The organism is Priestia sp. JV24, from assembly GCF_025910025.1.
Lineage (GTDB): Bacteria > Bacillota > Bacilli > Bacillales > Bacillaceae_H > Priestia > Priestia megaterium.
In genome coordinates, this window is the sequence record NZ_JAPCIN010000020.1 from 209,537 (window position 1) to 229,822 (window position 20,286).

Sequence of the window (20,286 nt, forward strand, 5' to 3'; positions counted from 1 at the left end):
CACCTCTTTTGCTTTACTAGCTATGTATTTCTATACTAGACTAGCAATTTTATAAAGAACTTCTTAGTTCATAACCGTAATTTTAACAGATTTTCTTCCGAACTGTTGAGCATCACCTTCAGCAGGAACGAATACATCAATTCGATTGCCTTTAATTGCTCCACCTGTATCGGCAGCTACAGCTTCACCATAGCCTTCTACATAAACTTTCGAACCTAATGGAATAACACTAGGGTCAACAGCGATTACTTTTTGATTTGGATTTGCTTTTAAATCCACTCCTGTAGCAGTCGTACCGCTACATCCAGCACAATTAGCCGTATAGGCAGTTGCTTCAACTGTCATTGATTTGCCGCTGGCTTGTTGTGACGATTCAGCAGGTTGTTGTTCTTTTTGAGCTTGTTCAGCTTGAGCCTGCTGCTGCTCTTTTTGAGCCTGTTCAGCTTGAGCCTGCTGCTGCTCTTTTTGAGCTTGTTCAGCTTGAGCTTGCTGCTGCTCTTTTTGAGCTTGTTCAGCTTGAGCCTGCTGCTGCTCTTTTTGAGCTTGTTCAGCTTGAGCTTGCTGCTGCTCTTTTTGAGCTTGTTCAGCTTGAGCCTGCTGCTGCTCTTTTTGAGCTTGTTCAACTTGAGCTTGCTGCTGTTCTTCTTGAGTTTGTTCAGCCGGCGCTTGAGCTTGCTGAGCTTCTGGAGCAGCTTGGGCTACTGAAGGACTTGATTGCTGAGCTTGGCCGTTTGGAGACTGAATTTTTAATTGTTCGCCAGGATAAATTAAATCTGACTTCAGTCCATTCCATTCTTTAATTTGATCTACCGTCACGCCGTATTGCTGACTGATAGACCATAATGTGTTTCCTTGCTGAACTTTGTGCGTCATTTCTTTTATAGTAGCTACGTTTAATTCTTGATTTGGATAAATAATATTAGATGTTAAGTTGTTTGCATCTTTTAGCTCGTCTACGCTCACGCTGTGCTTTTGAGCGACTTTCCATAACGTATCACCTTTTTCTACGTGATACGTTCCGCTTGTAGAAGCAGAAGCTGCACCTACAAATCCTGCTGAAAGGATTGCTGTTGTTCCTAGAGTAAATATAAATTTTTTCATTACGAATACCTCCTTATTTACTCAATGATTGAATGATATCATCCTCACATTTCACAGCCGTTACAGAGCCATGCTACTTTTATTACAAAACTTAACAAAACAGAACATTCAATCGTAATATTTCTGATAATTTGGCTATATGATGAAACGTTTCTACTTTTTACTGCTTTTTATTGTTGTTTTTACTAAAATAGTTAAATTTCTCTACCATTGCTGACTATGCCTCTTCTTTTTTATTGATCATTTAACGGGTATATTCAGTTTTTTTATAACAAAAAAAGCGAACCGCTAATCAAAAATTTTGATTAGCGGTTCGCTTTTCAATTCGGCTAAAATACTTTTGTCCCAGCTTTTTTTATTTCTTATTAAATCCTTGCTTTTCAACAAATTCTTTCATATACATACGCTTAGGATTGGAAAGCATGTCGGCCATTTGACCAGTCCATGTGTCTTGGCGTTTGCCATTTGTTCTTTCGTTGTAATAAGCGGAAATTTCTTCGTTATACGCTGTTAATTCTTTTTTCGTCTGCTCATCGTTCGGTTCATATGTTTCTTCATGATACACATGTTTAAATGGTAAGCGCGGCTTTTTATCCGTAATACCCGCTGGGTGTCCAACCGTTAGACCAAATAACGGAATTACATGATAAGGCAGTTTTAACAATTTGCTTACTTCTTCTAATTCGTTACGCAAACCGCCGATGTAACAAGCTCCAAGTCCCATTGATTCAGCAGCAAGCGTTGCATTTTGCGCAGCAAGGGCAACGTCAATAATAGCTACCATAAACTGCTCTGTGCTTTCGAGCGCTGTCGATAAGTCTTTTTTCTCCATTTCCGCAATGACATCATGACGATGAAAGTCAGCGCAAAATACAAAGAAGTGTCCATTTGTTTCTACGTAAGGCTGATTTCCTGCTAATTGAGCAAGCTTTCGCTTCGTTTCTTTATCTTTTACTCCAATAATGGAATACGCTTGAATATAGCTTGATGTGGAAGCTGCCTGTGCGCTTTCTACAATCGTCTGAATTTGCTCTTCTGACAATGGTTTGTCTTCATATTTGCGAATAGAACGATGATTTAAAATCGTTTCAATAACTGAGTTCATATTATAATCTCCTTTTACTTCATCTAACCTTCTACAGTTGTTATCTCTACAGTTAGTTTATCGAATGTAAAAAGAAATAACCAATGTTCTGCTTAAAATTGATTTTGACTTGTCTCATATCGATACAGCTTAAAGTGATCTGCAAGCACGTGATCTACTTTTACTTCTAAGCTGTCTACATATTCGTCCATCCGTTTTATCAACCGGTTTCGTTTCACATCATTTTCTAAAATGTTCTTAAGCTGCTGTTCAAAGGCTTCAGCCTCATTAAGCGGTATCAGCAGCTCTTTTTCTTTTAGATATTCAATGTTAATTTGTTCTTGACCGGGAAGAGAGGAGTGAATAAAAATAGGTAGTCTTTTGTGAAGGGCTTCGCTAATTGTCACTCCCCCCGCTTTTGTGACAATGGCATCTGCTCCCTCATATAAATCATTCATTTTCTCTCTCGATTTTACATACGAGACCGCTTTAATTCTCGGGTGGTTTAATTTTACTAGTTCTTGATACAACTTTTTGTTTTTTCCGCACAGCACATAATACATATACGTACAGTTTTGCGGAAGCTGCTGAAGCATTTTGCGTACATTTCCAAGGCCGGAATTCCCTCCGGCAATCAATATATGTTTCTGTGGCATAAGATGGTCAATCCTTCTTTTTAAAAACGCTTTATGAACAGGAATTCCCGTTACATAAATAGAAGACTCTTTTACACCGTGAACGTTTTGTAAAAACGCTTTTGTATCCTGATCAGGCACGCAGTGAAGCTCAATTCCATTTTTACCCCATACGTCGCTTACTAAGAAGTCTGTGTATACGTTTATAATAGGAAGATCAATGATTCCTTTTTCTTTTAACCCGCTTAATACACAGGAAGGAAAGCTGTGTGTACAAACAATGACATCCGGCTGCTCTGCATCAATTAATTTCTTCATATGGTATTCGATAATCGGCCACTTTTTCACAACAAAATCGTCCATCGTATGGTCGTTTTTTTTGTATACATGACCGTAATAAAATTTTTCAAACTGCTTTGGGAAAACAGAAATCCATTTCATGTATATCGATGAAATCATTTGTTCAAGCGGTTTGCTCCAATAGCTTAAACAATCAATTTTTTGACAAATAACGTGGGAAAAACGCTCCATAATGGCATCCATAACGGCGTCTGCTACTTGGTGATGACCAGATGGCATCTGAAAAAGCGGTAAGAATAAAACCTTCCTCATTGACCATCCCTCCTCTCAAGACGTTTTCGGTTTCTTGTTCTTTTTATAAGTAAATAAATGACAAAAAAAGCTACAGCGCCCATGATGATATACGAAATATGAATTCGATCTCCTACGTAGTAACCTAGAATCAGAAAAGAAAGGACCCATACTAGACTTCCTACTACCGATAACAATAAATAAAGGAAAAACGGATAGCGACTTATTCCCGCCATATATGGGCTAATTTGACGCAAGCCTGGAATATATAAACCAAATAAAATGGTCCATATCCCATATTTATGGTAGCTGCCGCTTGCCGCTTCAATTTTCTCTTTGGTTAATCCTACGTATTTTCCGTATTTATCAAAAAATGGGGTTCCCGCATATCTTCCTAGCCCGTAAGCAGTAAGCATTCCAGTGATAACACCTAAAAAAGCAAAAAGAGATGATTCGTATAAGTTCAGCTGATGTTTGGCAATAAACATGCCTAATAATATTAAAAATGATTCTTCAGGCGCTGGAATTCCAACAATCCCACAAAAAAGTACAAGTAAAATAACAATATAACCATAGGAATGTATATACTGAGAAATAATTGTTAAGTCCACTGCTCGCTCCTCTATTTACGATTGATTCATCAATTGCTGCATGGTTATACTTTCATACCCTTGCTGTTTTAAGTAAGGTAAAAATTCTTCTAACGCCGCAATCGTCATTTCAGGTGCTTTTTCATCTGCTCCCGGGGTATCTCCATTATCGTGTAACACAAAAATGGCTCCATCTTCTACTTTACGCATTAGTTTTTGAACTAATGCCGTTTTCGTTGTTTTTAGTGTCCAATCCTGAAAGATTCCTGTCCAGATCACAAGGTGATATGGCTTGGCCATTGATAAACTGCTCATATTTAAATGTCCCCACGGCGGACGATAAAAAAGCGGCTTTTGATTGGTTACTTTCTCTATAACCTGTGCACATTGATGAATTTGTCTTTTTAATTGCCAAGGTGTTTGCGTCCATGCACTCACATGACGGTGATGATGTATAGCTACTTCATGTCCTTCATCAATCATTCTGTTTAAAATAGACGGGTGTTTCTCCCCTAGTTCTCCCACAATAAAAAAAGTAGCTTTCATTTCATGCAGTTTGAACAAGTCCAAAATTTTTGGTGTATAAACAGGATGAGGTCCGTCATCAAATGTTATAGCTATTTTATGCTTTTTTGCCCCTTTTATTATGACTGATGAATGATAGCGACGGTAAAGGGTTTGCGAAATAATGGTATATACACATATAACCATTAGAACGAAAAGTAAAACAATAAAAAAACGAGTCATATGCTTTTAACCATCCTTTTGAATTTAAATCCTGCATTTATTATAACGGTTTACTCAGACTTTGGTTTCATTTTTTTGTGATAGAAGCCAGGAATTTTAAAATAATTTGATACTTTACCTAAAAATAGCTATTCTGCAAGGATATACCGGAAATAAAATGATATCATAAAATTTCCCTTCATTCAGTAAAAAAAGTACTTTTTACCATTTATATCTATCTTTTGTACGATAACTTTCATTATTTTTTAAAAATAAAAAACTTCCCGCACGAATGCGGAAAGTTTTTAAATTAAAATTTTGCTCGATACCATTTTTCAGCTGCTTCAATTTCTGTTCGTGTTAACTGATGGCCAAATGATTCCCAATGCACCTGTACGTCCGCTCCAGCTTTTTCTAAAAGCGCAGAAAGTTCTTCCGTTTCTGATGCTGGGCAAATAGGGTCGTTTTTGCCTGCGCCAATAAAGATAGAAGCGTCGGTCTTAGGCACTTCAATTCCTCTTCTTGGAACCATCGGATGAAGAAGAGCTGCCCCTTTTAAAGAATTCTCATAATGAAATAGCAAACTTCCTGCAATATTGGCACCATTTGAGTAGCCTACAGCTACGATGTTGTGTCGATCGAATGAGTATGTTTCAGCCGCTTCATCTAAAAATTGATGAAGTTCTTTTGTGCGTTCAATTAAATCTTCTATATCAAATATTCCTTCTTGTAAACGTCTAAAGAAACGAGGCATTCCGTTTTCTAGTACATTTCCTCTTACAGATAATACCGAGCAAGAGGAATCAATCATATCGGCAACAGGAAGCAGATCTTGTTCTGTACCTCCTGTACCATGCAACAGCAATAAAGTCGGTTTCGTCTCGTCCGTTCCTTTTTTAAAAATATGTTTCACGTATATCCACTCCTTTTAAATATCTCGAATTAAAGATAATTTTATTATAAGAACTTTCGAAGCATTTGTAAAGGAACTACTGTCAAAGAAATACCTGTATGTTTTGCTGGCAGTATCACATAATACTGAATAACTTCATATGGCCATTGCTCATATGCAGCTAGGTATTTAATTCGTTTGACTTACAGCGGGGAAAGAAATATTCCACTTTTAGCTAAGTGCTCCCGTCAAAAGGTGGATAATGATTAAAACTCGCCCGTCCTCCTTCGTATAAAAAGTGCCCTAGTCTGATAAATTAGTTAATTTTTTCTTTATTTCGTTACTTTCAACAGATATCAGCATTTATACCCGAACGTACTAAATCTTATTTCGTATACGTGTTACAACAACTTTTTTCTATGAGAAACAGAACGTAAAATATCAGCTTGTTTTTTCATAAAGGGGAACAAAGCCCCGAATGGTGCTTTATACGACTTTATTTGACAAACACAAATTTATGGGTAAACTAAGTTCAGATGATTGTATTTCACTTTGTTTCAGTTTAATAAAAAACGAAGCATCTGCGAGTAAGCAAAAAATAACTGCGTAAAGAGCTATTTATGTCAATCATCTTATACCCTAAAAACTTACCTGCACTTGAATAATAGCCTTTATTAAACTTAGCGCGTCAGCTTGTGAACGTTAATACTTTATCACCCATTTCTCTGTTGAAAGATTAAATGGGGCAACAAACTTCAGCATTCTTTACATAACGACCTTGTAAAGACGAAGAATGTAGCTATGTGTGAACATGGAATTATTACTTAGTGGAGTGAACCAACATGAGGAAATTTATTTTAGCCTTTTTAGTCGTTGTTTTAATTGTAATGCTGGGAGTTACCTATGTATTAAAGCAATTTCAGCAAACGGCTGATTTATCTTACTCGAAACTGCAGTCGGTTCAAAGTACGGTAGTCTATGACAAAAATGACCGTAAGATTGACGAATTGTATAAAACCGTTCCCCGTCAAAATGTTTCGAGCAATGAAATTCCCGATTATGTAAAAATGGCGTTTGTTGCAACGGAAGACCGTCGCTTTTACAAGCATTTTGGGATTGATTTACAAGGTATTGGCCGCGCCCTTTTTAAGAACATTGTAACAATGAGTAAAGCTGAAGGCGCAAGTACCATTACACAGCAGCTAGCAAGAAATCTTTACTTATCTAGTGATAAGACCATTAAACGTAAAGTAGATGAAATGTTTCTATCACTTGGCTTAGAAAGACAATTTACAAAAGATCAAATTTTGGAATTATATTTAAATCAAATTTATTTCGGAAGCGGTGTATATGGTATTGGTGCAGCTTCTCAGCTTTATTTTAATAAGCCTGTATCAGATTTAACCGTAGGCGAAGCTGCGCTTTTAGCGGGACTGCCAAAAGCGCCGAGTACGTATTCACCAAGCAATAGTACAGAAAAAGCGACAGCCCGACGAAACGTTGTATTGAAACTGATGCATGACCAAAACGTTATTAGCGATACTCAGTATCAGCAAGCGTTAAACGAACGTGTAGTCAAGCCTAGTGTTCCTGTTAAAAAACCGAACTCCAATCAAGCATTTATTGATTATGTAATTAAAGAAGCTGCTCAACAGTATGGCGTATCTGCTGATGACCTTTATAAGGGTGGTTATGCCATTTATACAGATTTAGATCCTAATTTACAGGAATCGATTAATAACTCTGTAGCAAATCATACGTTCCGAGATGATGACATCAACAGCAAAGTAGAGGTTGGGATTTCAGCTGTTAACCCTAAAACAGGTGGGATCTCAGCGATGTATGGAGGACGCAGCTATGAGCGAAACGGCTTAAACCGTGCTACAAGCGGCTATCAGCTTGGTTCAGCTATTAAGCCGTTAGCCGTATACGGTCCAGCCTTAGAAACTGGAGATTATACACCAACTTCACTCTTAAGTGACGAACGACAAGACTTTGGCGGTGGATATAGCCCTAAAAATGCAGAAGGTGAATATCAAAAGCATGTGACAATGCGTGAAGCACTTACTCGTTCACTTAACGTTCCAGCTGTTTGGCTTTTAAAACAAATTGGTATTGATACAAGCGCAAAATTCATGGAAAAAGCTGGACTTCCTCTTGAAGATGATGATAAGTCAAAATTAGGGCTTGCTCTTGGAGGAACGACCACAACGTTCTCTCCCCTTCAGTTAGCACAAGGATATACTACTTTTGCTAACAAAGGCGTCATGACTAAGCCGTACGCAATTCGAAAAATTGAGATGCGCGACGGTGAAGTGAAAAAGCCAGACATTCAGACAGAGCAAGTAATGAGTGAAGAAAATGCAGATACAATGACGTCCATGCTGCAAGATGTGATTGAAAAAAGCTATGGAACAGGTGTTAACGCTCGTTCTTCACGAGATGCTGCAGGTAAAACCGGTACAACCAACGATGTCAAAGATGCTTGGTTTGTCGGGTATACCGATGATGCAGTCGTTTCTATCCACGCTGGCTTTGATAATGCTAATTCTACGCAAACAACGAAATACTTATCAGGCGGCGGTGGACAAGACCCTGCTACACTGTTTAGCTCAATTATGAATAACTGGTAACCAAAAAACCTCCAACTTCACTGTTGGAGGTTTTTTTAGGATAAATGCGTTTTATGCTTAAGTGAAAAAAAGGAAACATTAATGACTTTGCAAATCGTTACATAATGCAGAACGGTCAGGACAACCACGCCACAGTTCATCCCGATAATAATTCCCTGCATGCCAATATTTGTTTGTGATCCTAAGAAAAACATCAGGGAAAAAGATACAATATGAGACCAAATCGTATGATAAAAAGCATCTTTCACATAGCCAAGGCCAATTAAATAAGCTTGAAGCGGGACGGCAAAAAAGTGAAAAAGAAAATACGGCCATAAAGCCTTTAGGTAGTACACGGCTTCTGTAGAATGAAAAAACAAGTTAGTAAGCGGCTCAGCAAAGAAATACATCGCCACTATAGACGGAATCCCATATAAAAATGTCATTTGCATACTTTGAGTCAAAAGTCTTTGAAGCTGTTCTTCCTGATTTTTCGCATGAGCTTCAGATACAGCAGGTATTAGTGCTACTAAAAGAGAATGAGCAAAGAAAGCCGGAAAAAAGCCGATCGACATCGCTACCCCTGTTAGCATACCAAAATGCTGCGTTGCCCCGGTTAAAGTCATGCCCGATAAAACGAGCGCGTGTTTGATTAAAAACGGCTGAATAGCATTACATACCGCATTAAATAAACGCAGTCCCGTGGTCGGAAGTGAGACGCCTAACAGCTTTTTCCGAATCTCACTTGGAGAAAGCAGAGGTCTGTGCCCTCTTGATAAAACACTTAACTGGGTAACATACGTGATAAAAAAATAAAGCAAAATAACAGCTTCGGTCCCAATTAGCGTACAAATCGCAATAAACAGCGACATTTTAACATCTGTGAAAGCAAACATTTGAAACACAATAAATAAAATCGTTAGCTGAAAGGCTTTGCGGATAAAATTAGACACAGCGATAGTCGTCATATTATTTTTACCCGTAAAATATCCACGAAGCACCGCTGAAAACGAAACAACCGGAATGAAACATAGGACAACCCATTTTAAGTAAGGATGATAGTGACTAAAAAATGGAAAGGCTGCTAATACGGCTAGTGTAATAAAAAAGATTCCCAAGCTCACAGCAGTAGCAAAAATGGTGGCATGCTTCATCATATGCTGATGTTCTTTGCGATGATGTTCAGCAAGAAATTTAGAAATAGAAATAGGCAGTTCTAAGTTGGCTACGGTGGCAATAAGAAAAATGATAGGAAGAACAGTCATGTACATGCCCATGCCTTCCCTTCCTAATTCTCTAGCAAGTACCATATTTACAAGAAATTCAATTAACTCTCCTGCAAAGGCAGCACCTGCTAGAATAAACGTTCCTTTCAAAAAAGTGTTCATCTCGTTATCTCCTCTATCTCCCGTCCTTTTTCATCACTACCTCTTCTCTCTATGTATATGACAAGCCCAATACGAATTATTTGTCTAATTGTATTTTTTCGGTGTACAAGTTCTTGTATAATGTTCAACCTATGTGAAAAAAAACCGTTATATACCTTTTTTACATAGGAAATTCATTCATTTCTTATACTTTGGCTCTTGAAACTTACATAGAAAAACAGGAGACTGAGTGAACCTGCCGATTGCTAATGGGAACAGAGCATGTTGTTTTAATGTAACAAATCCACATATTAGTTAAGCGTCTTTATTCACTATTTTCTGTGGATGCACTTCTTTTTTTGACACCGAAGCGTTTTTGCCTAGTACAACCGAAAAAACAACAATTATTGCTGTAGCAAGAGTAAAAAGTGTAATCGTTTCACCTAGAAATAGAGCTGCAAACAGAATCATTAAAAATGGCTGTAAATATTGAACTTGGCTAACTCTGGCTATTCCACCCATAGCCATCCCGCTGTACCAAGCAACGTATGCTAAAAATTGACTCACTACTGAGAGATAAATCAAACTAACCCATGCTTGTAAAGGCGCATGGAGCATTTCAGCTGTAATGCTTAGTCCTACTGGAACCATAAAAAAAGGTGCACCGATGATAATGGCCCAAGCAATTACTTGCCAGCTGCCTAATTCTCTTGCTAACACCCCTCCTTCTGCATAGCTCAGTCCAAGTATCAGCACCGCTGCTAGTAAAGCTGCATCAACAAACTGCAGTTGACCGAATCCAAGGTGAAGAGCATACACGATAACAGCTGCCGAACCAATCATACTTGATATCCAGAATTTTAAAGAAGGGCGTTCACCCCCTCTAAACATCGCAAAACCGGCTGTGGCTAATGGTAAAAGAGCGAGTTCAACCGCTCCGTGAGAAACAGGCAAGGATTTCATTGCCCAAGAAGTGAGCAGAGGAAACCCTAAAACTGCGCCTAAAGCGACGATCAGCAGACTTTTAAATTGGCGGAGAGAAGGAAATTTTTCTTTTCGTACAATCAATATCACAGCTACTAAAACAGCAGCTACAGCTGTTCTTCCTAAACCGGCGACTGTCGTTCCGAAATACTCGACTGCAATGCTTGTAGAAGGAAGGGTTAAGCTAAAACAGATAACGCCTACTAATCCCAACAATACACCCATTTTCTCTCTAATTTCTTTTTGCATCTTACCCTACCCCTGTCTTTTTATTTTTCAGAACTATACCATTTTTCTAAAAAAAGTTCTGATATAATTAAAAGGATAGCGCAGGACAACTACTAAAATAAATCATTCTTTTACCTATCTGTACGGGTACAAATTAAAGGAGTATGACCTATGAGTTTAAAATATCTGAAAATCATGGAAGAAATTAAGCTTGGCCTAGCAAATGGATCGCTTATTGCAGGTGGTAAACTCCCTTCTGTTCGCCGACTCTCCCAACTTTTTTCGTGCAGCAAGAATACCGTTCTCAAAGCGTACAGTGAACTAGAAAAAGAGCATTTAATTTATTCTGTTCCTAAAAGCGGCTACTACGTTGTGGCAGAATTTCAACATAGGACGAATGAAAATGAAGTGATTGATTTCTTGTCTGCTGGTCCAGATAAAAACGTTATGCCTTATCTTGAATTTCAGCATTGTATAAACCAAGCGATTGAACATTACAAAGAAGAGCTTTTTACATACTCTGATCAACAAGGCTCTTACTCATTGAGGGTACAGTTAGTGAAACACTTGCAGAACCTACAGGTGTTCACTCAAGCTGAAAGGTTAGTTGTTGTATCCGGGTCTCAGCAAGCTCTTCACTTACTAGGTTCTATGCCCTTTCCAAATGGAAAAAATAATATCCTAATTGAACAGCCCACTTATTTCGGTTTTATCGAGTCTCTTACGGTGCACCAAGCTACTACTTTTGGGATCCAGCTATCGATGGAAGGGATTGATCTTGATCGTTTGGAGTACATTTTTCGAAATAATGATATAAAATTTTTCTACATTATTCCAAGATTTCACAATCCTCTTGGGCATTGTTATACAAATTTTGAGAAGAAAAAAATCGTGGAGCTAGCCGAAAAATACGATGTATATATAGTGGAAGATGACTTTTTGGGCGACCTTGATCCCGATGCAAAATCAGATCCTTTATTTTCTTTTAATCCTTGTGGACGAGTTATTTACATTAAAAGCTTTTCGAAAGTCTTTCTTCCTGGGTTACGTATTGCTGCTGTCGTGCTTCCTTCGTTAATGAATAGCAACTTTTTACGATATAAATTCAGTTCAGATTTTAATAGTTCAGCGCTTTCCCAAGGTGCTCTTGAAATTTATTTAAAAAGCGGCATGTTTACGAGTCATCTTAAAAAGATAAAAGAGGTATACCATACCAAAATGCAAACTCTTGTAGAAGCATGTGATTCACTGCTACCCGCTCATACACACTTTTCTAAACCAACTTCAGGATTCTATTTATCCATTAGTTTGCCTGAGCATGTGACAGCAAAACAGATTGTTCACATGCTGAATGAGCAGCACATATATGTTGATGATGCCTCTAGATTTTTTTTACCAGAATATAAAAGAGACACTCTTCTCCGATTAAGCATCTCACAAGTAAATACGAATACGATCAAACGAGGAATTGAACAGCTGGCTCAGTGCATTACTTTAATTGATGATAGAAAACATCATCCTATTCCAAATAACCTTTTCCCCTTGTAGAATGGGAATTCAATGGACATACTAAAAGAAAAGAAGCCAAGGAATTAGAATCCTTGACTTTTTTTATTTAATCGTAACGGTTATAAGAGGCATGTTATGCGTCCCTTTTGCAGAAACATGTGATTGCACGGTATATGTGCCAGGCTCAGAGAAAGATGTTTGTATTTCATATACACCTTCTCCTATTTGTTTAGGCTTTAACATCTTCCCTTTCCCTTCGCTATCTTTTTTTTCTATTTCAAATTCAATCATTTCAACATCATCATTTTTCACTTTTTCGTCTCCATATGTAACTTCGGCTTTGTAGATACCGCTTTCATTTTTCTGTAACGTCTCTGGGCCTTGAAGATTTACGTCCAACGGTTTTGGCTGCTCAGCATTTGTGGTTTGAGCAGGTTCCTGACCACAGGCCGTTAAAAGTAAACAAAGACTGATTATAGATATACTTATTCTTTTTTTCATATATTCATCTCCTTTTTAAACCCTTTGTTTAACTATAACGCGTATTGCCAAGAAAAAAATGAATTTTTCTAAAAAAGAAGGACTTTTAAAGAATTTTTAAGAAAAAAAGTTCATACTGATACTAACTAGTTTTTTCCAAGGAGGAAGAAAATGAATTCAGCTAAATCTCCAGCTAAAAAATCATGGCTACAGACATTAATCAAAAATAAAAATGAGCGCAAAAAAGTGATCTTTATCTTTACTATCTCTTTTTTACTAGTTGTAGCAGGGCTTATTTACATCCCTATTTATAAACATTCCCTTCCACTCGATTCTAAAATATATGAAGGGAATTTTAAAGAGCTTGGTTCAATCGCACGAATTGGTTTTTTTGCAGCTTTAGCCATTTATCCTATTTTTTTATTATTAAAATGGAAACCGTTATCGCACATAAAAAAAGGAAATTTTGAGTTAAAACCGCTTATCCAATTTTTAGCCAAGTATGTTCGTCAGTGGCACGTTCCCATTGCTCTTATATCAACGGCCATGATTATTTTACATGGTTATATGGCTTTAATAAAAGGATTTCAAGCAAATTTTACGTACTTTTCAGGAATTATTACGATGGCTGTTCTAGCTTGTTTACTCGTGATGGGCGTGAAGCGCTATAAGCGTACAGATAAAAAGTGGCATCTTAAATTTGCTATCTCTTTTTTGGTTTTGTTTATGATTCACGCTACCTTTTCATAACTTGCCATTGTTTAAAGTTTTTTTATATAGGGTACAGTTCACAATGAATACATGATATGTATCACTATACGTTTTACATCATTTAGGAGGTATAAACATGGCAAGAGTGTTAGCTGTATTATCAAGCGGATATGAAGAGAAAGATTATCACACAGGTTGGTGGGCAGAAGAATTATTTGCTCCGCTGCAAAAGCTTGAGGACGCAGGGCACACCGTTGATTTAGCCTCACCTTTTGGAGGTAAGCCGGAAGTAGACGTTCGAAGTATTTCAGAAGACTTTGATCCAGACGGAACGTATAAGAAATTATATGAATCAGGAAGAGCGGATCAGACAATGAAACTTGAAGAAGTAGATGCTGAGAACTATGATGTTATCTTAGTAGTAGGCGGCCACGGCGCTATGTTTGACTTAGCAAAAAATGTGGACTTGCATGCACTTATGAACAAAGTGTACGACAATGGAGGTATTTTAGCAGCTGAGTGTCACGGACCTTCTGTTTTTGCTTTCTTGAAAGGATCCGATGATGAACTGTTAATTAAAGGACTAGACGTAACCGGTTATCCTGATGAAATTGAACCGGAAGAAGTACTTCCTTTTTTACCATACAGTTTAGAACAAGAACTTCGTGAAGTGGCTAATTACATCCCTGAGATGGATAAAAAAGCATATGCTGTTTGGGCAAATGATCAAATTGTCACAAGCCGAGATCCTTTTTCTTCTGAATTAATGGGTGATGAATTAGTTAAAAAGCTAAATAAATAAACTAAAAAAAGACTGCTTAAAAGCAGTCTTTTTTGTTTGTTCTATAGGGATGTTTGAAACTGCTGCTCTACCAAACGCCGGTAAAAAGAATGAGAGGCTAACAGCTCTTTATGCGTTCCGCTTCCTGTAACCTTCCCTTCTTCTATTACAACAATTTGGTCCGCATTAATGACCGTAGATAGACGATGTGCAATGACGAGTGATGTGCGTTCTTTCATTACCGTTTCCAATGACTCTTGCACAAGCTTTTCTGATTCGGAGTCTAAGCTAGCTGTTGCTTCGTCCAGTAGTAAAAACTGGGGATTGCGTAACAGCGCTCGGGCAATTGCAATACGCTGTCGCTGTCCTCCTGAGAGATTAATACCTCTTTCTCCAATCATTGTTTCATATTGATCTTCAAAGGACTGAATGAAATGATGAGCATTCGCTAACTTCGCTGCTTCTTCTATTTCTTCATCCGTCACATGCCGCTCTAATCCGTAAATGAGATTTTCTCGAATTGTTCCTGCTAAAATCGGAGAATCCTGCTGAACATAGCTAAACAGGTGACGCCACGAACGTAAGTTGACGTTTTGACTGTCTGTTCCATCCAAGAATATGCGCCCCGATGAAGGCTCATAAAAGCGTTCGATAAGCGAAAAAACAGTAGATTTTCCAGCTCCGCTAGGTCCAACAAAAGCGGTAACTTCTCCTTTTTTAGCAGAAAATGAAACTTCCTGCAATACTGGTTTATCTTCATATTGAAAAGCAACTTTATCGAACCTTAAACTCCCTACCTGTTCAAGCACTTCTCCATTTTCATAGTTCTCTTCTTTCTCAGCTAATATATCAAAGATTCTTTCTGAAGCTCCTTTAGTTTGCTGAAAGCTAGTAACAAATCGGGTAAGTGAACCAACCGGAACCATAATTTGAAAAAGGTAAAGAACAAAAGCTACCAGCTCTCCTGCAGTGATAAATCCCTCACTCACACGATATGCACCAAACCCGACGATGGCAATCATAACAGCGGTCATCACCGTGCTAATAATCGGGGTAATGATGGCTTCAATTTTAGCTCTCTTTACACCGAAGAGGTAGAGTGACTGAAACGATTGTAAGCCGGAACCAACTTCTTTTTTCTCTGAACCGGATACTTTAATCAAGCGGATTTCACTCAGCATTTGAGCTAAAAAAGCTGTAAGCTTGGACATTTTATCCTGCTGCTCACGTGAAATTTTATGTATTTTTCGCGCTAGGGGCATAACCAGTACAAACATAACGGGAATAACCGCTAATAAAATGAGCGTCATGGGTACATCAAGCGTAAATAAAATAACAATGGCAACGATAATAGATAAAATATTTTTAACAAAGTCAATCATTTCTGTTGACAATAAATTCATCACAATGGTTGTATCATTTGTAATGCGGCTTACCATTTCACCGGAACGGTTTTGGTCGTAAAATGAAATCGGAAGCTTTATGAGCTTGTTCCACACTTTATGTCTGAGTTCTTTTACAACACCTTGTCCTACTTGAGCAAGGAGATAAAGAGATACTGCGCTTGTTACCATTTGAGCAGCGAATAAACCAAGGAGTCCTGCTATAAGCTGCGGTGAGACGCCTACTGCAATTTTCTCCATCACTTCTTTAATGACAAGAGGGATAGAAAGCGACGCTCCGGTATTAATTAAGGCCAGTATGAACGAAATGAGTAGCTTTCCTGTCGGAGGGTTCGTTAGCAACCATAATTTTTTAAATGAAAAATGAATTCCTTTTTGCGTATTCATCTTAGTTCCTTTCTAATTCTTTTAATAGGTGGTATACACACTTTAGGCAAACACCACACACTTTACCTTCAAAGTTCCATCTTATTTTACACCATTTCCTTTCTTAACCTGAACTTCTAAGCTTTTACCTATTTTTCAAACTCGTCTATACGAAAATGACAAGCTGGTCATACATTATGGTACACTGAATTCTTTTACTAGATGAGAGGTTGAATAAGGATGTCTGTTTATATTAAATCTATTTCTATTGGAACAATTTCTGGCGGGATCGTTATTTTTGGAAACGCAGGAAATATATCGCCTCCAAGCGGCTCTACGTCCGGCTCTGGTTCTAGCTCTAACTCTGGTTCTAATTCCCAAATGCCGATGCCTCCTTCTCCGGGAAAAGGCCCGAGAGATAATACAGCTTTTAATGGCTAATAAAAAAACAGTGAGATATTTCTCACTGTTTTTAGACTTGAATACTTGTCATCATCGCAATATAAAAAGCAAAAACAAACAAACCCGCACTTAATACGCTAAGCCATACTGTCTTTTTGTAAAAACAAATAAGTAAATACACAAAAAACAGCAGTGCGACAAATAAGAATAGGATTCCCACAATCGTTACGTGAAACGTTAGAGGGAGCGTCACTTGTTTCCCATAGATAAACGGAAGAATCGATGAATCCATTGCCATATGACTTATATTAGTTGGCGGCGATTGCGTTACCATGATAGCTGTAAATAAAAAAATGATAAGCAAAATAATGCTTTCTGCTCGAATCCACATCACGGGCTTATATTCTGGATGTTTTATCGTTTTTTTCATAAGAAAGCTATTGATGACGGCAAATGCAAGCAGCGGAATAATCGTAATATGCTTTAGCAAAAGAGACTGCCCGTAATCTGTAGCCCATGAATTTACATAGTTGGACAGACCCATGATAATGACCATCGAAATGAACCCACTTAATGAAAGAAGCACAAAACAAGCGATTGCAAAAGGAGTAAACCAGCTTAAGAAACTTTTCCAATTGGAGGTTTCTTTTGAAAAAGCGGAAACAATCAGAACCACCCCTCCCCACAGTCCAACTGCTAAAATATGAAGAGAATGAGAAAGCATGCCGCTAAGCGCAGAAGCGGATGCTGCGTGACTTGCGTAGGCGATTCCTCCCACCAAGGCTACAGTCAGTAATGTATACATATGAGGGTGGCTCTCTATTGAAACAGCAACCATACATAAAATAGCAATTAGCATAACAAAGATCCAGGCGTGTCCCGTTCTTGTTTCCAATAATACAAGACGAACTGTTTCACCTAACCCTCTTATTTTTGAAAAAGATAAAATAATCTCAAGCGAATTTCCAGCCGAAAAAATAGCGACAGCCGCTGCACTTGCAAGTAGCCATCGCTTTGATAATAAAATTGTTGGCTTTTTTGTAAGCGGTACATATTGCAGTACGGCAAATCCTAATAATAAGGAAAGACCTACGTATGTGAACCACTCAAAAACAGGCAACAAAATACTCATCTTTTTAAGACTTTTTCTTTCTGAAGATTAAGAGTAATGCTCCAACCACAACTACAATAGCAATAATCATGATAACAAAAAACGATGAAGAATCATTGTTCTCTGTTTTTTCATCATTTGCTACTGCACTTTTTTGGTGCTGTTCGGATTGCGTGGCGTCTTGCTTTTTTTCACTATCTTTTCCGGCTGCTTGAGTATTCTCTTCTTTCGCTTCATCTTTCACATCTACTTTAAAAGCAATCGAATCTTTCATTACATGACCATCTTCCCCTACAATTTCCCAGTCCACTGTGTAAGATCCGTTTTTAAGAGGCTGATCGAGAGAAGCTATTAAATCATGACCCTCTACTTTTTGAGATGCAAGTGAAATTTTTTGTCCATCTTTTGTAACGGTTACAGTACTGATTTTCTCGATGTGTGTTTCAAAGGTTAATTTAATTTCTTTTAGAGGAGTTGTAACAGTTGCACCATTTTCCGGCACGGTTGTTTGCACATGTGTATGAGCAAAACTAACTGTCGGAACAGCTAAAAAGCATGCTAAAAGTAAACCTATTATTTTTTTCATATTTATGACTCCCTATCTCTTTTTTCTTTTTTCATCATATCCAAAAATGTTTTTATGTAGACGTTTCCGAACACGATCTATTTTCCTAGTAAGTGTACTCCTTTTTTACTCAGTCTCACAATAACTATTACCAATTCGTTATAAAATGTTCACAAATCCTAGGGAAGATGCCGCTGTAATTTTTTTGAATTTTCTTTCGGACTATCCTTGAATATAGTAAAATAGTTAAATAAGATGACTGACCTTTTTCTAGCTTAAAATCCCATAAAGAAAGGATAGAAACAATGAAAAAGTATACATGCCCTTGCTGTGGTTATCAATCTTTAGACAGTGATGGTGACTATGACATTTGTGAGATATGTTTTTGGGAAGACGATCCGTACCAAAAGCTGAATGCCAACGAATTAGGAGCCAACTCTATTTCTTTAATAGAAGCTCAGGAAAATTTTATAGTTTATGGAGCGTGTAATAAAGAAAGCTTACAGCACGTGAGAAAACCTTCTGTTCAAGATGTAAAAGATTTTAACTGGAAACCTATTATAAGTCACGAGTAGCAAAACTAGTTTATAAAAAAAGAATGCTTGCGAAAGCATTCTTTTTTGGATTCAGTAAGAAGTAGAAGCGAATGTAGAAAGCACATTTGTAAACCTATAAAAAGTTTGAGTTTTAGACGAAGCTCTTCCTTTTGAAGTGAATGAATGAAACATAGCACTTCGCAGCGGTTGGCTAATCTCTAATTGAATACTTTTCCCGGTACGATTTTTATTTGCAATGTTTTTAGGATTAATGCCTGCAATCTCATCGTGCCCTTTTGTAATCAGTTCCGCGGGAAATCCATTTTGATTTAATAATTTTGTTAATTTTTTTGCACGTTCCCGATCAGTTCCCCCCACAAAAATATGTTTTTCATTTCCAGAATACCCGTGAAGAGATAAAACATTATCATACTTGCTTACCATCTTACGCGCTGTGGGCTCATCAAAATGAGTGCTTGTGAGATGCAGGTCTCGTGATCCTTTCGACTTTAACGATTCGAATAGGTAAAGAGCATTTTGTTTGCCAAGCTCTTGGGCAATTTCGCTTGTCCCCCCTTCAATTCCTCCACCGTGTGGAGCAAAGATAAGGACAGGGCTTTTCGTTTCTTTGGTCGTCACTTTATAGCTAGCTGAAGACTCATGCTGTGAGAGCTGCTTGAAATTTTGATATTTATCAGTTGACGCACTAGATGTATCTTGAAAAGGTGAAATGAATAAAAAGAGTAGACAGATACATAAGGTAGAGAAACTTACTAAACGATAGCTTTTCAATTTGTACTCCTGCTTTCCGTTGTGTAATAAGACCTAAAACATTAGGAACCTAAAAAATCCAAAAACAATATTTATAGTAGTCTTATTTACTTATCGTTAAAAGTTATAATTTATTTAATAGTTCTTAATACCTATTTATGTTGTTTAAAAAAACTTCAGCGCATATTCACTGAAGTTTTTTTACTTTTTTTGTTTTTATTTATTTAAAGCAAGCGCCAAACTAATTTTATCCAGCCAAAGAAGGCGATCCATAAAGGTATGCTCAAAGATGTTCCCCACGCTAAACCAATTAAGAAGTTTCCTCTTTCAATCATACAAACCACTCCTTATGAACATTGTAGGTGAACAAGTACCATTCTATACCTTCACTATAACAGAAAGCGCTTTCATTTAATAGTCACTTACACGTTTTTAGTGCTATATTCATACAGAAAACCAGATTCCAAGTAGAGAAAGGGCGATATATAAGAAAATGAATAATTGCAAAGTGTAAAAGTATAATAATCTACTAAAAAAAAGAAACCTTCTTTGAAGGTTTCTTTTCTAGGTGTTTTTTATTGTTCGCCGCTGCGCTGCAAGCGATTCTCAATAAATAGGCGCTCAACAAATTTATTTAGCTGTGCTTGATACAAACGGCGCTCCTCTAGCGTTTTTGCGTCTTGTATTTGCTGCTTAAAGCGTTTGATTTGCTGTCTTTGTTCAACCGTTACATGATGAGAAAGAAGCATAGGTCCCCCTCCATTTCACTAACGTTTAAATTAAGTAAACCAAAGTTTACCAAAACAAACAACAAACCTGTTAGCTTCTCTTACATACATTT

Annotated in this window: 20 protein-coding genes; 6 read left to right on the plus strand and 14 right to left on the minus strand. The window is 37.5% G+C overall.

The features are described from left to right. Positions 1–63: 63 nt before the first annotated feature. From OK414_RS16085 to OK414_RS16110, 6 genes are all read right to left on the minus strand, one after another. Positions 64–1,101 (minus strand): 3D domain-containing protein, encoded by a 1,038-nt coding sequence (locus OK414_RS16085; RefSeq protein WP_263045204.1) that lies wholly within the window; start codon positions 1,099–1,101, stop codon positions 64–66. A gap of 355 nt (positions 1,102–1,456) precedes the next feature. Beyond that, positions 1,457–2,206 carry an oxygen-insensitive NADPH nitroreductase gene (gene nfsA, locus OK414_RS16090; protein ID WP_034650851.1) on the minus strand — a complete coding sequence of 250 codons (750 nt, stop codon included), beginning with the start codon at positions 2,204–2,206 and terminating at the stop codon, positions 1,457–1,459. 92 nt (positions 2,207–2,298) lie between these two features. After that, entirely contained in the window at positions 2,299–3,432 is a 1,134-nt protein-coding gene (locus tag OK414_RS16095; RefSeq protein WP_263045205.1) for an MGDG synthase family glycosyltransferase, read from the minus strand. After that, positions 3,429–4,022, minus strand: coding sequence for a DedA family protein (locus OK414_RS16100; protein WP_016764685.1), 594 nt, complete (start codon positions 4,020–4,022; stop codon positions 3,429–3,431). The genes OK414_RS16095 and OK414_RS16100 overlap by 4 nt, the downstream gene beginning before the upstream one ends. Positions 4,023–4,037: 15 nt before the next feature. Continuing rightward, on the minus strand, positions 4,038–4,748 hold the full coding sequence (locus tag OK414_RS16105) for a polysaccharide deacetylase family protein (protein ID WP_016764686.1): 711 nt from the start codon (positions 4,746–4,748) through the stop codon (positions 4,038–4,040). Positions 4,749–5,037: 289 nt separating this feature from the next. Then, positions 5,038–5,640 carry an alpha/beta hydrolase gene (locus tag OK414_RS16110; protein WP_016764687.1) on the minus strand — a complete coding sequence of 201 codons (603 nt, stop codon included), beginning with the start codon at positions 5,638–5,640 and terminating at the stop codon, positions 5,038–5,040. Positions 5,641–6,461: 821 nt separating this feature from the next. Between OK414_RS16110 and OK414_RS16115 the strand changes: the two genes are divergently transcribed. After that, complete coding sequence (locus OK414_RS16115) at positions 6,462–8,252, plus strand: transglycosylase domain-containing protein (RefSeq protein WP_013083767.1); 1,791 nt, start codon at positions 6,462–6,464, stop codon at positions 8,250–8,252. Between the two features lie 35 nt (positions 8,253–8,287). Here OK414_RS16115 and OK414_RS16120 read toward each other — a convergent pair whose 3' ends face one another. After that, positions 8,288–9,619 (minus strand): polysaccharide biosynthesis protein, encoded by a 1,332-nt coding sequence (locus OK414_RS16120; protein WP_013083768.1) that lies wholly within the window; start codon positions 9,617–9,619, stop codon positions 8,288–8,290. Between the two features lie 294 nt (positions 9,620–9,913). Then, positions 9,914–10,831, minus strand: coding sequence for a DMT family transporter (locus OK414_RS16125; RefSeq protein ID WP_263045206.1), 918 nt, complete (start codon positions 10,829–10,831; stop codon positions 9,914–9,916). 150 nt (positions 10,832–10,981) lie between these two features. On the opposite strand from OK414_RS16125, the gene OK414_RS16130 reads away from it, so the two are divergent. Beyond that, positions 10,982–12,358: a PLP-dependent aminotransferase family protein gene (locus OK414_RS16130; protein WP_047932259.1), complete on the plus strand. Its 1,377-nt coding sequence runs from the start codon at positions 10,982–10,984 to the stop codon at positions 12,356–12,358. Positions 12,359–12,421: 63 nt separating this feature from the next. Here the strand turns inward: OK414_RS16130 and OK414_RS16135 are convergent, their stop codons facing one another. After that, positions 12,422–12,820 carry a FixH family protein gene (locus tag OK414_RS16135; protein ID WP_034650840.1) on the minus strand — a complete coding sequence of 133 codons (399 nt, stop codon included), beginning with the start codon at positions 12,818–12,820 and terminating at the stop codon, positions 12,422–12,424. Positions 12,821–12,970: 150 nt separating this feature from the next. Between OK414_RS16135 and OK414_RS16140 the strand changes: the two genes are divergently transcribed. Together OK414_RS16140 and OK414_RS16145 are read left to right on the plus strand one after the other, a co-directional pair. Beyond that, positions 12,971–13,549: a hypothetical protein gene (locus tag OK414_RS16140; RefSeq protein WP_034650838.1), complete on the plus strand. Its 579-nt coding sequence runs from the start codon at positions 12,971–12,973 to the stop codon at positions 13,547–13,549. A 97-nt stretch (positions 13,550–13,646) separates the two neighbouring features. Continuing rightward, positions 13,647–14,312, plus strand: a complete 666-nt coding sequence (locus tag OK414_RS16145; RefSeq protein WP_013083773.1) for a type 1 glutamine amidotransferase domain-containing protein — start codon at positions 13,647–13,649, stop codon at positions 14,310–14,312. 41 nt (positions 14,313–14,353) lie between these two features. Here OK414_RS16145 and OK414_RS16150 read toward each other — a convergent pair whose 3' ends face one another. Next, positions 14,354–16,081: an ABC transporter ATP-binding protein gene (locus tag OK414_RS16150; RefSeq protein WP_013083774.1), complete on the minus strand. Its 1,728-nt coding sequence runs from the start codon at positions 16,079–16,081 to the stop codon at positions 14,354–14,356. 219 nt (positions 16,082–16,300) lie between these two features. Here OK414_RS16150 and OK414_RS16155 point away from each other — a divergent pair, with 219 nt between their 5' ends. Then, complete coding sequence (locus OK414_RS16155; protein WP_205661547.1) at positions 16,301–16,501, plus strand: hypothetical protein; 201 nt, start codon at positions 16,301–16,303, stop codon at positions 16,499–16,501. A 31-nt stretch (positions 16,502–16,532) separates the two neighbouring features. Here OK414_RS16155 and OK414_RS16160 read toward each other — a convergent pair whose 3' ends face one another. Together OK414_RS16160 and OK414_RS16165 are read right to left on the minus strand one after the other, a co-directional pair. Further along, positions 16,533–17,594 (minus strand): copper resistance D family protein, encoded by a 1,062-nt coding sequence (locus OK414_RS16160; protein WP_234943439.1) that lies wholly within the window; start codon positions 17,592–17,594, stop codon positions 16,533–16,535. A gap of 4 nt (positions 17,595–17,598) precedes the next feature. Then, positions 17,599–18,159 (minus strand): copper resistance protein CopC, encoded by a 561-nt coding sequence (locus tag OK414_RS16165; RefSeq protein WP_263045207.1) that lies wholly within the window; start codon positions 18,157–18,159, stop codon positions 17,599–17,601. Between the two features lie 284 nt (positions 18,160–18,443). On the opposite strand from OK414_RS16165, the gene OK414_RS16170 reads away from it, so the two are divergent. Next, positions 18,444–18,713 carry a CPCC family cysteine-rich protein gene (locus tag OK414_RS16170; RefSeq protein WP_013057680.1) on the plus strand — a complete coding sequence of 90 codons (270 nt, stop codon included), beginning with the start codon at positions 18,444–18,446 and terminating at the stop codon, positions 18,711–18,713. A gap of 51 nt (positions 18,714–18,764) precedes the next feature. Here the strand turns inward: OK414_RS16170 and OK414_RS16175 are convergent, their stop codons facing one another. After that, positions 18,765–19,466, minus strand: a complete 702-nt coding sequence (locus OK414_RS16175; RefSeq protein ID WP_216875520.1) for a poly-gamma-glutamate hydrolase family protein — start codon at positions 19,464–19,466, stop codon at positions 18,765–18,767. 554 nt (positions 19,467–20,020) lie between these two features. Next, positions 20,021–20,194, minus strand: coding sequence for a hypothetical protein (locus OK414_RS16180; RefSeq protein ID WP_162837684.1), 174 nt, complete (start codon positions 20,192–20,194; stop codon positions 20,021–20,023). Between the last annotated feature and the right edge of the window lie 92 nt (positions 20,195–20,286).

Bases quoted from the DNA above. Each gene is read 5' to 3' on its own strand.
- OK414_RS16140 (WP_034650838.1), top strand. From the start codon at position 12,971: ATGAATTCAGCTAAATCTCCAGCTAAAAAATCATGGCTACAGACATTA.
- OK414_RS16165 (WP_263045207.1), bottom strand. From the start codon at position 18,159: ATGAAAAAAATAATAGGTTTACTTTTAGCATGCTTTTTAGCTGTTCCG.
- OK414_RS16120 (WP_013083768.1), bottom strand. From the start codon at position 9,619: ATGAACACTTTTTTGAAAGGAACGTTTATTCTAGCAGGTGCTGCCTTT.
- nfsA (WP_034650851.1), bottom strand. From the start codon at position 2,206: ATGAACTCAGTTATTGAAACGATTTTAAATCATCGTTCTATTCGCAAA.
- OK414_RS16135 (WP_034650840.1), bottom strand. From the start codon at position 12,820: ATGAAAAAAAGAATAAGTATATCTATAATCAGTCTTTGTTTACTTTTA.
- OK414_RS16180 (WP_162837684.1), bottom strand. From the start codon at position 20,194: ATGCTTCTTTCTCATCATGTAACGGTTGAACAAAGACAGCAAATCAAA.
- OK414_RS16155 (WP_205661547.1), top strand. From the start codon at position 16,301: ATGTCTGTTTATATTAAATCTATTTCTATTGGAACAATTTCTGGCGGG.
- OK414_RS16145 (WP_013083773.1), top strand. From the start codon at position 13,647: ATGGCAAGAGTGTTAGCTGTATTATCAAGCGGATATGAAGAGAAAGAT.
- OK414_RS16115 (WP_013083767.1), top strand. From the start codon at position 6,462: ATGAGGAAATTTATTTTAGCCTTTTTAGTCGTTGTTTTAATTGTAATG.
- OK414_RS16170 (WP_013057680.1), top strand. From the start codon at position 18,444: ATGAAAAAGTATACATGCCCTTGCTGTGGTTATCAATCTTTAGACAGT.
- OK414_RS16150 (WP_013083774.1), bottom strand. From the start codon at position 16,081: ATGAATACGCAAAAAGGAATTCATTTTTCATTTAAAAAATTATGGTTG.
- OK414_RS16125 (WP_263045206.1), bottom strand. From the start codon at position 10,831: ATGCAAAAAGAAATTAGAGAGAAAATGGGTGTATTGTTGGGATTAGTA.
- OK414_RS16160 (WP_234943439.1), bottom strand. From the start codon at position 17,594: ATGAGTATTTTGTTGCCTGTTTTTGAGTGGTTCACATACGTAGGTCTT.
- OK414_RS16085 (WP_263045204.1), bottom strand. From the start codon at position 1,101: ATGAAAAAATTTATATTTACTCTAGGAACAACAGCAATCCTTTCAGCA.
- OK414_RS16095 (WP_263045205.1), bottom strand. From the start codon at position 3,432: ATGAGGAAGGTTTTATTCTTACCGCTTTTTCAGATGCCATCTGGTCAT.
- OK414_RS16130 (WP_047932259.1), top strand. From the start codon at position 10,982: ATGAGTTTAAAATATCTGAAAATCATGGAAGAAATTAAGCTTGGCCTA.
- OK414_RS16105 (WP_016764686.1), bottom strand. From the start codon at position 4,748: ATGACTCGTTTTTTTATTGTTTTACTTTTCGTTCTAATGGTTATATGT.